The 13,753-nt window shown below is 72.6% G+C and carries 9 protein-coding genes; 7 read left to right on the forward strand and 2 right to left on the reverse strand.

Going from position 1 to position 13,753, the window contains the following annotated elements; genetic code table 11:
- The first annotated feature begins 9 nt into the window (after positions 1 to 9).
- From PH203_RS12845 to PH203_RS12875, 7 genes are all read left to right on the forward strand, one after another.
- Positions 10 to 5,847, forward strand: a complete 5,838-nt coding sequence (locus PH203_RS12845; RefSeq protein ID WP_289920216.1) for a type I polyketide synthase — start codon at positions 10 to 12, stop codon at positions 5,845 to 5,847.
- Complete coding sequence (locus PH203_RS12850) at positions 5,762 to 6,226, forward strand: acyl-CoA thioesterase (protein WP_289919967.1); 465 nt, start codon at positions 5,762 to 5,764, stop codon at positions 6,224 to 6,226. The genes PH203_RS12845 and PH203_RS12850 overlap by 86 nt, the downstream gene beginning before the upstream one ends.
- Positions 6,219 to 6,917 (forward strand): NAD(P)-binding domain-containing protein, encoded by a 699-nt coding sequence (locus PH203_RS12855; RefSeq protein WP_289919969.1) that lies wholly within the window; start codon positions 6,219 to 6,221, stop codon positions 6,915 to 6,917. Before PH203_RS12850 ends, PH203_RS12855 begins: the two co-directional genes overlap by 8 nt.
- Before the next feature lie 91 nt (positions 6,918 to 7,008).
- Positions 7,009 to 7,899 carry an alpha/beta hydrolase gene (locus PH203_RS12860; protein WP_289919970.1) on the forward strand — a complete coding sequence of 297 codons (891 nt, stop codon included), beginning with the start codon at positions 7,009 to 7,011 and terminating at the stop codon, positions 7,897 to 7,899.
- 181 nt (positions 7,900 to 8,080) lie between these two features.
- Complete coding sequence (locus tag PH203_RS12865) at positions 8,081 to 8,641, forward strand: twin-arginine translocase TatA/TatE family subunit (RefSeq protein WP_289919972.1); 561 nt, start codon at positions 8,081 to 8,083, stop codon at positions 8,639 to 8,641.
- A 150-nt stretch (positions 8,642 to 8,791) separates the two neighbouring features.
- Positions 8,792 to 9,625, forward strand: coding sequence for a twin-arginine translocase subunit TatC (gene tatC / locus PH203_RS12870; RefSeq protein WP_289919974.1), 834 nt, complete (start codon positions 8,792 to 8,794; stop codon positions 9,623 to 9,625).
- 2 nt (positions 9,626 to 9,627) lie between these two features.
- Positions 9,628 to 11,001, forward strand: coding sequence for an AarF/UbiB family protein (locus PH203_RS12875; RefSeq protein ID WP_289919977.1), 1,374 nt, complete (start codon positions 9,628 to 9,630; stop codon positions 10,999 to 11,001).
- Here the strand turns inward: PH203_RS12875 and PH203_RS12880 are convergent.
- On the reverse strand, positions 10,967 to 12,571 hold the full coding sequence (locus PH203_RS12880; protein WP_289919980.1) for an NAD(P)-binding domain-containing protein: 1,605 nt from the start codon (positions 12,569 to 12,571) through the stop codon (positions 10,967 to 10,969). The two genes, PH203_RS12875 and PH203_RS12880, sit on opposite strands and share 35 nt — an antisense overlap.
- A 140-nt stretch (positions 12,572 to 12,711) precedes the next feature.
- Positions 12,712 to 13,428 (reverse strand): twin-arginine translocation signal domain-containing protein, encoded by a 717-nt coding sequence (locus PH203_RS12885; protein WP_289919981.1) that lies wholly within the window; start codon positions 13,426 to 13,428, stop codon positions 12,712 to 12,714.
- Positions 13,429 to 13,753 lie beyond the last annotated feature (325 nt).

The raw sequence follows: 13,753 nt of genomic DNA on the forward strand, positions 1-13,753 counted from the left end.
TCGTTGTCCGTGTACGAGACGGACGGCCCGGCCCCCCACGACGGCATCGCCGTCGTGGGGCTCGCCTGCCGTTACCCCGATGCAGACGATCCCGCCCAGCTGTGGGACCTGGTCCTGCGCCAGCGTCGAGCGTTCCGGCGGCTGCCCGCGGAACGCCTCATCGTGGAGGACTACCTCGACCCGACCCGCCGCAACCCCGACGGCCTCTACGGTACCCGGGCCGCTCTGCTGGAGGGCTGGCACTTCGACCGGGGGGCCTTCCGGGTGCCCGGCCCGGTGCACCGGGCCACAGACCCGGCGCACTGGCTCGCCCTGGAGACGGCGGCCCGCGCGCTCGAGGACGCCGGTGTCCCCGGCGGCAGAGGCCTGGACCGGGACAGAGTCGCCGTCGTCATCGGCAACACGCTCACCGGTGAGGTCACTCGCGCCCGCAGCATGCGGCTGCGCTGGCCGTACGTGCGCGCCGTGATGGAGGCCGCACTCGTCGAGGAAGGGCTCGCCGAGGAACAGCGCGAGCAGGTGCTGGCCCGCACCGCGCGGCGCTATCTGGAGCCCTTCCCCGAGCCCGACGACGACTTCCTGGCCGGCGGCCTCGCCAACACCATCGCGGGCCGGATCTGCAACCAGTTCGACTTTCACGGCGGCGGGTTCATCGTCGACGGCGCCTGCTCGTCCTCGCTGCTCGCCGTGATCAACGCCTGCGGGCTGCTCACGGACGGCAGCGCCGACCTGGTGCTCGCCGGAGGCGTGGACATCAGCCTCGACCCGTTCGAACTCGTGGGCTTCGCCCGGCTGGGCGCACTCGCCGAGGACCGCATGCGGATCTACGACAAGGACGCGACCGGTTTCCTGCCCGGCGAGGGATGCGGAGTCGTGGCCCTGATGCGCGCCCGTGATGCGGCGGCCGCGGGGATGCCCGTCTACGCCGAACTCCGTGGCTGGGGCATGTCCTCGGACGGAGCGGGAGGCATCACCCGCCCCGAGTACGCGGGTCAGCTGCTCGCCCTGCGCAGGGCGTACCAGCACGCGGCCATCGACCCGCACGACCTCGGCCTGCTGGAAGGCCACGGCACCGGCACCGCGGTCGGCGACGCGGTCGAGCTGAGCGCGCTCGGCGCCCTCCGCGCGGGCGCGCCACGGGCGGCGGTGCTCGGCTCGATCAAGGCCAACATCGGACACACCAAGGCCGCGGCCGGAGTCGCCGGGCTGATCAAGGCATGCCTGAGCGTGCACAGCGGCGTCCTGCCGCCGACCACCGGATGCGAACAGCCACAGGACGCCCTCGACGGCCCGGACGCGGTGCTGCGGGTCCTCGACGAGCCGCAGCAGTGGCCCGAGGGGCCGCGCGTTGCCGGAGTCAGCGCCTTCGGCTTCGGCGGCATCAACACCCATCTGGTGCTGACCTCCCCCCGGCCCACCGCGGCGCGCCCGCCGGTTTCCGGCGTCGTCCTGCCGCGCAGCCGCCGCGCCGAGCCGGCCGAGGAACTGCTCCTGCTCAGCGCCGACACCCCCGCCGCACTGGCGGAGCACCTCCAGCGGCTCGCCCGACAGGCACCCCGCCTGTCCGAGGCCGAACTGCACGATCTGGCCTGTGCCTGGGGTCGCGAACCACATCTCGGCCCGGTCCGCGCGGCTCTCGTCGCCGACTCGCCCGAGCAGCTCGCCGAGCGAGCCACGACCGCGGCCACCCTTCTCGCCGACGCCGCCCCCGGCACGCTGACCGGACGCCCCGGCGTCTGGGTCGGGCACACCTCGGCCGGCCGTGTCACCCTGCTGTTCCCGGGCCAGGGGGCGCCGCTGCCCGCCGGCCTCGGCACGGTGGGTGCCGACCTGGGCGACCTGGGCGACGACGATGCGGGCCCGACTCCGGACCGCCACGCCGCCGACACCGCCACCGCCCAGACGGTCATCCACCGGGCCTCGCTCACCGGGCTGCGCTGGCTGGAGAAGCTCGGTGTGCGCGCCGAAGCGGCGCTGGGGCACAGCCTGGGCGAGTACGCCGCACTGGTGTGGGCCGGATGCCTGGACGCGGCGGCCAGCGCCGAACTGGTCGCCCGGCGCGGCCGTGTCATGGCCGACCACTGTGCTCCCGGGACGGGCATGCTCGTGGTGGCCGCCGGCCTGCACACCGCCCGCGACCTGTGCGCGGGCACCGGCGCGGTGGTCGCCGCCCACAATGGGCCGCAGACTCAGGTGGCCGCCGGGCCGCGCGCCGCCCTGGACGAGCTGGCCCGCCGGGCCGCCGAGCGCGGTATCGACACGCTGCCGCTGCCCGTGGCGCACGCCTTCCACTCGCCCGCCGTCGCCGCCGCCGCCGCCCTGTTCGCCCCGCTGGTCGGTGCCACCGACTTCGCCGCACCGCGTGGCACGCTGCTGTCCAGCGTGAGCGGCGGCGTCTGCAGTTCCGGCGGTGCGCACCTGCGGGACCTGCTGTGCCTGCAGATGACCGAACCCGTGCGGTTCTGGGACGCGGTGTGCGAGGCCGCGCCCCGCACCGACCTGTTCTGTGAGATCGGCCCCGGCCGCGGCCTGGCCCCGCTGGCCGCCCACAGCGGGGTGGCCGCCGTATCCCTGGACGTGGGGGCGCCCGGCCCCCGGGCCCGTGCGCACACGGCCGGCGCGCTCTTCGCCTGCGGGGCGCTGGCCGACCCGGGTGCCCTCTTTGAGGGCCGGGAGTCCCGGCCCGTCGACCCGTGGCGGGAGCGGGTGTTCATCCCCAACCCCTGTGCCCGTCCCGACCTCAGCCCCGGCAGAGCCCCCGTTTCCCAGCCCGCCTTCCAGCCGGCCGCCCCGCCCGCCGAGCCGGCCGACGCCGGGCAGCCCGTGGAGGACCTCGCCGACCTCGTCGTACGGCTGGTCGCTCGCGCCACGGAACTGGACCCGGCGGCGCTCACCACGGACCAGCGGCTCCTGAGCGACCTCCACCTGTCGTCACTGAAGGTGACCCAGCTGGTCGCCGAGGCGGCCGTCCTCGCCGGCCGGGAACCTCCCGCCGCCCCGCTGACCATGGCCGATGCTTCCCTCGCCGAGGTCACCGAGGTGCTGCGCGGGCTGCCGGAGGCCGGCGGTGACGCCATGGCGAGTGCCGCCGTGCCGGGAGTCGCGCCCTGGGTGCGTTGCTTCGCGGAGGAGCTGCGGCCCACCGCGGCACCCGTGCCCGAGCCCGTGGACCGCCCCGGCCGGGTCGTCGTCGCCACCGCGGACACCGACCCGCTCGGTGCCGCGGCCCGGGAGTTGCTGTCCGGCGAGCCGGGCGGCACGGCGCAACTGCTGTACGTCCCTGACGCGGGCGCTCCCGGCGCGCTCGCCGGGATGGTCGACACCGTCCGCGCGGCGCTGGCGGACGGGCATCGGCTCGTCCTGCTCACACACGGCTCGGGCCTGTCCGGATTCGCGGGCAGTCTGCACCAGGAGCATCCGGAGCTGGGCATCACCCTGCTGCGGGCGCCGACGAGCGAGGCGGGCCTGAAGGCCGCCGCAGACGTCGCCGGGGCCATGCCCGGTGTGCTGCGGGAACTGGTCGTGGGCGAGGACGGCGCCTGCGCCGAGCCCGTCGCCGTACCTCTTCCCGAGCTCCGGGCCGAGGACCCCGTGCTCGGGGAGGGCGACGTCCTTCTGGTCAGCGGCGGCGGCAAGGGGCTCGGCTTCGAGGCGGCCCTGGCCTTCGCCCGCGCTACGGGAGCGGCCCTCGCCCTGCTCGGCCGCAGCGACCCCGAGCGCGACGAGACACTGCGGCACAACCTGCGGCGACTCGCCGACCTCGGTGTCAGCACCGCCTACCGGCAGGCCGACATCACCGATCCGGCGGCCGTCACGGACGCGGTCACCGCTCTGGAGAGCAGCCTGGGACCCATCACCGCGCTGCTGCACGCCTCCGGGATCAACGAGCCCCGACGCTTCACAGACCTCACGGAGGCCGACCTCCGATCTCATCTGGCACCGAAGACCCTGGGGCTCGGCAACCTGCTCGCCGCCGTGGACCGCGGCCGACTGCGCCTGCTGATCGGCTTCGGCTCGGTGATCGGCCGCTACGGCCTGGCCGGCGAGGCCCACTACGGGCTCGCCAACGGCCAGTTGCGTCAGCTGCTGGAGGACGAGGCGCGGACCCTGCCCGCGTGCCGCACCCTGGTGCTCGACTGGTCGGTGTGGACCGGTGTGGGCATGGGCGAACGGCTCGGCGTCGTGGATCAGCTGACCCGCATGGACGTCACCCCCATCCCCGCGGACGAGGGCCTCGCGCTGCTGCTCCGTCTCGCCGGCTCCCCCGGACTGCCCACGGCGGTGACTGTGCACGGCCGCATGGGGCTGCCGCCGCGGCCGCTCCCGACCGATGCGCACGGACACGCGAACCGTTTCCTGGGACACCTTCGCGTCCACTATCCCGGAGTGGAGCTGGTGGTGGACACGGTGGTGTCGGAGGGCACCGATCCGTACCTGGACGACCACCGTATCGACGGGCTGCCGGTGCTGCCCGCGGTCGTCGGCCTGGAGGCGATGGCCCAGGTCGCCTCGGCCCTGACGGGCAGGGAGCTGCGCCGCGCCCACGACGTCACGTTCGACCAGCCGGTGACCCTCCCCGCCGGAGCGGCCCGTACCCTGCGGCTCGCCGCGCTCGCCGAGCAGGACGGTGTCACCGTCGTCCTGCGCAGTGACGAGACGGCGTTCCGTGCGGACCACTTCCGGGCGCGCTTCGCGCCGGCCGCCGCGGACACGGAGCCGGGGACGGACGGCGAGGGGCCGGTGCTGCCCAGAGTGACCGACGACGTCCCCGTCGTCCCCGCCGAGGACCTCTACGGCCCGCTCTACTTCCACACCGGCCGTTTCCGCCGAGTGGGTGAGCTGCGCGGGCTGCAGGCCCGGCAGGTCCAGGCCGAGCTGCCGCACGCCGTCGAGACGGGCTGGTTCGGCGTCGGACTGCCCCAGGGACTGCTGCTGGGCAGCCCAGGACGCAACGACGCGACCATCCACGCCCTCCAGGCATGCGTGCCGCACCGGAGGCTGCTGCCGGTCGGCTGCGAGGAGTTCCGGTCCCACGGACCGGAGACCGGCGGCACCGTGACCGTCCATGCACGCGAACGCTGGGCCGAGGGCGGTACGTATGTATGGGACGTCGAGGCCCTGGACGGCGAGGGCCACTCCGTGGCCCGCTGGCGCGGACTGCGGCTGAAGGATGTGGGACCGCTGCCGCGCCGGGAGCGGTGGAGCGGGCCCCTGCTTGCGGTGCACCTGGAGCGGGGCGCGCTCGCGCTGGGCCTGGACCCCGCCCTCGGCCTCGCCGTTGAGCCGGGCGGGGAGCGGGCGCGCACGGTGCCCCCGGTGCGGCCGCCGCACGGCACGTCGCGCAGCCACTGCGGGCGGCTGACCCTGACCGCCTCGGCCCCGGGCGGCACTGCCGTCGACTGGCAGGAGGCCGCCCCCGGAGACGAGGACACCGTGCGCAGGGCGCTCGGCGCGGCCTACGAAGGCCTGTGGACGCAGCTGCGTCCGGCGCTGGAGGAGCCGGAGCACGCCCTCGCAGCCCGCCTCTGGACCGTCGCCGAGTGCCTGGGCAAGGCCGGACGGGCACCGACCGCGCCTGTCGTCCTGGACGGCGTCTTCGACGACGGCTGGGTTCGCTTCCGCAGCGGACGGTCGCTGCTCGCGACCACGGTGATCCCCGCACGCCTGGCGCCCGACGGCGCACCGCGAACCGGCACGGGGACGAGGGACGACTCGGGCGCGGTGATCGCCGTGGCCGTGATGGCAGGAGCGGGAGAGACACATGTGGCAGCGCAAGCCGACGTACGTGTACCGGCATCTGGTGACGCTGGAGGAGACCAACCTCGTCGGCAACGTGTACTTCAGTAACTACTTCCTGTGGCAGGGCCACTGCCGGGAGCGGTTCCTCATGGAACGGGCGCCGGGGGTGATGAGAGCTCTGCGGGAGGACTTCGCGATGGTGACGGTCTCCAGCCGGTGTGACTTCCTCTCCGAGCTGTACGCCACCGACGAGGTCGAGGTGCGCATGGCACTCGGCGGGCGGGACGCGAACCGGGTCATCATGCTCTTCGACTACTACCGCCTCCAGGGCACGACGGCCCAGCTCGTCGCCAAGGGCGAGCAGACCATCGCCTGCATGCGCCGGACCGCCGACGGCGTCGTACCGCTCGAGGTGCCTGAGGAACTCGCCACGGCATTGCGTCCTTATGAGCGAGAACCCCTCCCGGTGGTGGCCGGGCGTGACTGAACTCGAGCACCGGCCCAGGACCGCTCCGGCCGCGGCGCCGCTTCCCGCCCGCACCGCCGTGGTCGGGTGCGGGCGGATGGGATCCGCTCTCGTCCAGGCCGCGCTGAGCCAGGGCCTTGAGGTCGTGGCCGGGGTGCGCGGGCACCAGGTGCGGCGCCCCGGTGTGCCGCCGGGAGTGGCGCAGATGGAGCCGCGGGAGGCCGTGGCGGAAGCCGAACTGGTGGTGCTCGCGGTGCCGCCGGGACTGCCGCTGCGGGAGGCCGCGGAAGACCTGAGACCGGCCCTCGCGGGCAAGGTCGTGGTGGAACTGTCCAACCCGCTGATGCGGTGGCGGGGCATGCCCGCGCCGCGCGGGCCCTTCGGCCCGAGCGAGGCCGAGCGGCTGGCGCAGCGCCTGCCGCGGGCCCGGATCGCGAAGGCACTGAACACTGTCTCCGCGAAGGCCCTCCGCCGTATCGGCACCGTCGGTCCGTCCGCCGACGATCACCGGGTGAGCGTCCCCGTCGCGGCCGACGATCCCGAGGCCAGGCGCACGGTCTGCGCCTGGGTGGAGGCGCTCGGTTTCGACTCCGTGCCCGCCGGGCCGCTCACCCAGGCCCGCTCGCTGGAGCACCTGGCGCAGCTGCTGTGCCACATCGACATGGAGGCGGGACGTACCGGCCTGGTGGGTTGCCGGATCGTCCGCCCGTAACAGCCGTCCGGCGGCCGACCCGTGTGCCGGCCGCCGGACGCACCGAGAACACGCACGGGAAACCCACGATCCGGCCGGAACGGAGAAACACATGCCCGCTCACGTCGCCCACGACGACGAAACGCTGGAGGAAGTGCGGACCATCCCCATGTGGATGCCCGCTCCGAACGGACCCCTCGTCGGGGTGCAACTGCGCCGGCGCGGCCTGTACGGCCCGCACTGGGAGGGGATCCGAGCGGCGTTCGTGCCCGGTGCCTGCGGCGCCAAGGAGGACTTTCTGCCGCTGATGCGGCGGCTGGTGGAGGCGGACCACCGGCTCTTCGCGGTGGACCAGTGCGGCCAGCACGAGACGCCGGGAGTCGACGACCCCGCCGCGTACACGCTGCGCTCCCTGGCCGAGGACCTGGCCGTCGCGATCACGGCGTCCTGCGCCCGCAAGCCGGTGCACCTCGTCGGCCACGGCGCCGGAGCGCTGGTGGCGGCCACTGCCGTGGCGGAGGTCGTCGGCCGGACGGTGGCCTCGCCGTCGAAATATCCCACGCTCACGCTCGTCTCCCCCTGCTGGGAGGGCATGGCAGCGGTGGACGGCGTGGGGTCCGAGGACTGGGAGCGGTGTGCGGCCGCCCAGCACCGCGGCGGGGAGGTGAGCCCGGAGCGCGGCGAGGAGATCCGGCAGCGGCTGGCACGCAGCCACCCGCAGAGCCTGCGGGGCCTGACGTCGGCGGCCGCGCCGCAGGACCTGGTGGCCCGGCTGAGGGCTGCCGGCCTGCCGATGCTGGTGGTGCAGGGGGCCGAGGACACGGTGGTGTCCCGCGCTCTCACCGAGGACGTCGCCCGGCAGCTCGGGGCCCGGCACCGGGTTGTCGAGGACGCCGGACATCTGCCGCACCAGGACAACCCCGGTGCCCTGGCGGAGATCCTGCTCGGTTTCTGGGAGGAGTGCGACGAACGGGTGCCGCGAGCGCGCTGGGAGGCGGTCTGACGCTCCGCCCGGTCAGGGGGGCCGGGGCAATGTCGCACAGGTGTCCGCCCGCTGTCGCGTCCGAGCCGCCCAATGGGTGAATCACCCGGCCGAGAGGCCCGTGACGGCCGGACGTCGGGCGGATTGCCGCAATGATGAAATTTCGCCGGAATCCGGCGGTTCCGCTGTCTCCTTTGGAGTGATGGTGTTCAATCTGAGCCCGTTCACCCTGGTCGCTCTCCTCATGATCGCGCTCTTCCTCTACGGGCCCGACAAGCTGCCCAAGGCGGTCGGCGACGCGGCCCGCGGACTGCGCAGACTGCGCACGACGCTGCGCGGCGCGACGGAGGGAGTCCGCAAGGAACTGGGCCCCGATTACCAGGACCTGCACTTGAGCGATCTCAATCCACGTGCGTTCATCCGCAAGCACCTGCTGGAGGAGGAACGCACGTGGGAGCGTCCGGAGCCGGTCTACCCCCCGGGCCCGCGGCGTGAGGGCTGGCCGTCCAACGTGCCGTATCCGTCGGCCGTCGAGATGGGCATGCCGGAGGAGGCGGACCCCATCACCACGCCCATCCCGTTGTTGGACAAGCCGCCGGCGCCGCCGGCGCCCGGCACCTCGGCGGACCCGTCCGCCCCCGTCTCCGACGAACGGACGCCCCACGTCGGCCGGGGTACGCCCGCGGACCGGGGCGGACAGACCTCCCCGGAGCAGCGGGAGGAGAGCGGCGAGCCGCGTGAGACGGCCCGCTCGCAGGCCTGACCCGGTGCTCCGGGCCCCCAGGGCCGGCGACCCCGCCGCCCTCGTCGTTCGCGCTTCAGGAGTTCCCCACCCGTGGACACCCAACTGAAAGAACCCCCGGTCCGGACACCGCCGGCAGGCGGCCGGACAACGCCCTCCCCGAAGGGCCGGATGCCTTTCCGCGAGCACCTGCGGGAGTTGCGCAGCCGTCTGGCGAAGGCGATGCTCGGCGCGTTCCTGGGCACGATCGTCGGCTGGGTCCTGCATCCCTGGCTGATCGAGCGGCTGACCGGGCCCAGCTGCCGTATCTCCGGGATCACGGCGGTCGCGCAGGCCACCGCGGAGTGCCCGAACGGGCTGATGGTGATGCAGGGGGTGATGACCCCGCTCATCTTCACCTTCAAGGTGGCCTTCGCCGCCGGGCTGGTGCTGTCCAGCCCGGTGTGGTCGTACCAGCTGTGGGCCTTCGCCGCACCGGGCCTGCACCGCAGCGAGAAGCGGTACGCGATCGGTTTCGTGGTCGCGTCCGTCCCGCTGTTCCTGACCGGGGCCGGACTGGCCTACTGGGTGTTTCCCCAGGCCCTGGAGATCCTGCTCGGCTTCACTCCGGACTCCTTCAGCAGCTCCATCCAGGGCGACCAGTTCCTCGACTTCCTGATCCGGATGATCCTGGTGTTCGGGGTGTCGTTCGTCGTGCCGGTCTTCCTGGTGCTGCTCAACTTCACGGGGGTGCTCGCCGCGGAGACGCTGACGAAGCGCTGGCGGACCATCATCATGGTGATCTTCGTCTTCTCCGCCTTGGCCACTCCGACCGGTGATCCGCTCACCATGGTGATCCTGGCATTCCCGTTGAGCCTGCTGTTCGGGCTCGCGCTGGGCGTGATCACGTGGCGCGAGCGGCTGCTGGCGCGGCGGCGCCGTGCCGAGGAGCCCTCGCCCGACGAGGCCGTGTCCCTGGATCTGACACCGTCGCAGATCGACGTGCCCCAGCCTGTGAAGGAGTGACCATGCAGGTCGACGTACCCCGGCAGCCGTCGGGCGAGGGCGACCCGTCGGCCGTCGGCGTCGCCCGGCCGTGCCCGGACCGGGCGGACTTCCCGGCCCGGGTGCTGCTGGCACGCGCCGCGACTCTCCTGCTGCTGTTCACCGGCGGGCTGTTCTCCCTCGCCGGCCGGCTGCTCGTGGGCCTACTCCGTCGTGACGCGCGCGAGCGTGCCGTGGACCGGCTCGCGGACCTCGTGACCCGGCTGGGCCCCGCCTTCGTCAAGGCCGCCCAGCTCCTGGCCACGCGCGTGGACGTACTGCCGCCGCGAGTGTGCGCCGCGCTCGGCCGCCTCCACGACGCGGTACGCCCCGTGCCGCTGGCGGCGACGGACGAGCCGACGGCCACCGGCCTCATCCTGGACCGGGGACCGGACGGCGTGGCCCGGCCGGTAGCGGCCGGCAGCATCGCCTGCGTGCACCGCGCGATGGCCCCCGACGGCCGCCGGGTCGCTGTGAAGGTCCTGCGCCCCGGTGTCGTACGACAGTTGGAGGTCGACCTGGAGCTCATGCGCAGGGCGACCCGGCTGGCCGCCCGGCTGCCCGTGCTGCGCGACCTTCCGGCCGTCGCCGTCGTCGACCAGCTGACGTGGGCGATCCACAGTCAGCTCGACCTCGCCCGGGAGGCCGGCCATCTTCAGGAGATCCGGGACAACCTGACCGGCGAGACGGGCCTGCGTGTCCCGGCCGTCCACCCCGAACTCGGCGGCGACGGCGTCCTGGTGATGGAGTTCATGGAGGGCCTGCGGCGCGGCACGGCCGCGGAACTGCCCGCCGACGTACGGGAGCGGGCGGTGCGCTCGACTCTGCGGGCGATCTACCGGATGCTCTTCGTCGACGGTCTGGTCCACTGCGATCTGCACCCCGGCAACCTCTACTTCCTGCCCTCCGGGGAGGTGGTGCTGGTCGACGTCGGCTTCACCGTGCGCCTGGACCAGGACACCCGGTGGAAGTTCGCCACCTTCTTCCTGCACATGACGCGGGGCAACGGCACGGCGTGCGCCCGTACCGTGCTCTCGACGGCGACGCCCGGCCCGCGCACCGACGCGGACGGGTTCGTCCGTGAACTCTCCGAGCTGGTGCAGGCGAACACGGGGGCCGCCGCGGCCGACTTCGACCTGGTGTCCTTCGCCGCGTCGCTGTTCGCCATCCAGCGCCGTCACGGCCTGTACGCGGCCCCCGAGTTCATCTTCCCGCTGCTGTCCCTGCTGGTGCTGGAGGGCACCGTGCGCGCTTACGCCCCGCAGGTGGACTTTCAGAAGGAGGCCGGGCCCTATCTGATGAAGGGCCTGTTCGGCGACGCGTTCACCCCGCTGCCCGAGGAGGAGCGGACCCCGTAGCGGCGTCGGCGTCGTGCTGCTCGCGCAGGAACACCCGCAGCGGCTCCACATGCCGGTCGGGCCGTCGCCACTGCGCGAGCAGATCCTCCAACAGGTGCCGCTCCGCTACGAGTTCGCCGGCGCGGTAGCGGCGGATCACCGGATGCAGGAAGGCCGACTCGTGGGCCCGCTCGGGTACCGGGTGGCGCCGGATGGCGAACACGTCCCGGTACTCCTCGCGGCCCCAGCGCAGACCGAGGGTGTACACCTGCTCCCGGTCGCCGAACCGCTCGACGGCGTAGTCCTCGGGCATGTCCTCGTAATGCCGCACCACCCCGTCCGCGGGGTCCACCACGAACACGTCGACCAGGTACTCGAACTGACTCCACAGTGCCGACGACCAGTTGACGCGCTCCAGCATCACCTCGGCCAGCGCGTCCGGCCCCGCGTCCACCGTGCGGTGCTCCAGCGGTTTGCCGTCGTAGCGCTCGGCCAGCAGCCGGGCCAGGGTCCGCAGGTTGTAGCGGAATCCGTCGATGAACGGTGACGAGGCGTGCTTGCTGTCCCGGGCCTGGGCCAGCGTCCCGGCGAAGTACAGTCCGTCGACGTCCACCGACTGCCAGTCGGGTCCGCTCGCGGGGAAGCGCCCGTGCGGTGCCATCCGGGGACGGCACTCCTCGGCGAACACCGAGTCGTCCATACGGAATCCGGTGCACCGGATGACGGTGTCGTACTCCAGTTCCTCGCGTTCGCCCTCCGCCAGCGTGTAGGTGATCGACACCCGGTAGGCGTCGCCCGCCCGTTCGATCCCGTCGATGGTGCACTCCAGCACCCCGTGCAGGGTCTTGAACCAGTAGCCGTCCAACAGCGCGCCGTACTGCCCCCGTACATCCCCGGGATGCTTGCTGTGCCAGGCCAGCCGGACAGGATGCGGTGAGGCGAGATGCACCAGGGCGGCCTGGTCGAGCAGGGGAGTCGCCGTCTCGAAGGCGGAGTTGCCCTTGCCGATCACCAGCACCCGCCGGCCGCGGTAGGCCTCGGGATCCACCGGGGCGGTCTCATAGCCGAGGGCGTGCTCGATCCCCGGGATCGGCGGGATGTACGGTCCGCTCCAACCGGTCGCCATCACCAGGCAGTCACAGGTGAACACGCGCCCGTCGGCGGCGCGCAGCCGGAAGCCGGCACCGTCGCGGTCGATCCGCCGGATGTCCGTGCCGAACCGCACGGCGGGCACATGGGCCCGCTGGTAGTCGCTCAGATACGCGACCATCGCGTCGGCGTGCGGGAACCAGTCCGTGCTGTAGTCGGCGAACAGCGGCTGCCCGGTGGGCGACAGCAGGGAATTCCAGTCCCAGCGCAGCCGGATCTCCGGATCCTCCTCGACGGTGTGCACCTTGTTGAGGGAGATCAGACGCCGGTGCCGGGGATAACGCCGGAAGAATCCACCGGGTGCGGAATCCCTTTCCAGTACGAGGTGGTCGGCGCCCGCCGCCTGGAGGAAGCAGCCCAGTTGGAGTCCCGCCGGGCCAGCCCCCAGCACCAGATGACGATGGTGCTCCTCTTCCCCGTCCGTCCCGTTCCGTGCTGCCATCGACGGCCCCTCCTCGGATGTCCGGCATGCCGGAGAAGTTCTGCCCATCCGCTTTGCGGGTCACTCCCGCCCCGCACACGGCGGCGCGCCCGCCACCGGGGAGGTGGCGGGCGCGCCGCACTGGTGTTGCCGTGTGACCGTCAGGCAGCGGCCGGCACCGAGCTGTGGTTGACCAGGACGTCGAAGCCCTGGAGCTCGCCCTGCAGCACGCCGTCCTTGTCGAAGAGCTGCATCGGCTCCTGCAGCGTGTACTTCTGGTTGACCGGCGGGAACGACTTGACGTCGGTCGCCTTGAGGGTGGCGTACTTCGTCGGGTCGGTCGAGAGGATCAGGATGCTCTCGCCCGTGGCCTTGTCGATCACCTCGATGGTGAGGGACAGGTAGACCAGCATCTCCAGACCGCCACTGCCCGCCGCGGCCTGCAGCACGCTGAGGGGCGTGATGGTGGCGTTGGACATGGTGATGGCGATGAGCGTGCCCGAGTTGGGGGTGCTCGGGCTGGTGTCCGCCTCCACGCGGTGGCCCTGGATCTCCAGGACCAGGCCGTCGGCCTTGCTCGTGCGGACGCAGACGTTGATGCCGCCCTTGAAGTCCAGCGTGAGCGCGCCCAGGATGTTCAGCTTCAGCGGCACGTTGGCGCCGTAGCAGCTGCACGGGATGTCCACACCGATCGGCGGCAGCAGCGCGCCGCCGGCGAGGACGTCACCGAGCAGCGTGCCCAGGTCCAGGGGACCGTCGGCCGCCTGCGCCGGGCTCGCTGCCAGGGCGCCGGCACCAACAGCGGCGGCGGTGGCGGCCGCCCCCTTCATGAATCCGCGGCGGTCGCTCCCGCTGCCGGTCATCTCAGACTCAGTCATGCGACTGTTCTTCCTTTCTCCACGGTGAGTTGGGCAGCACTCGCCCAGCGAAGCCGTTGCCCGGCTCGTTCACGCCCGACCGTTCGGCGGCGTCGGAAACACGTATACCGCAGTGAAAGGTGCGTTCCTTCACTTTTTCCCTTCAATCGACATTAGTCAGACCCATTTGTTCTAATGCCGCCCCTGGCGGAATGCCGGATGGCCGGGAATCACGGATGTGCCGTTCGTGTGACGGGTGCCGTCGGAACTCCCTTGTGCCGTACGACTTTTTCCCGGGGTGGGCGTGGGATGACTCATGCCGAAATAGGGCGGTATACGGTGAGCG

This window comes from Streptomyces sp. S.PB5 (assembly GCF_030403745.1).
Taxonomy (GTDB): domain Bacteria; phylum Actinomycetota; class Actinomycetes; order Streptomycetales; family Streptomycetaceae; genus Streptomyces.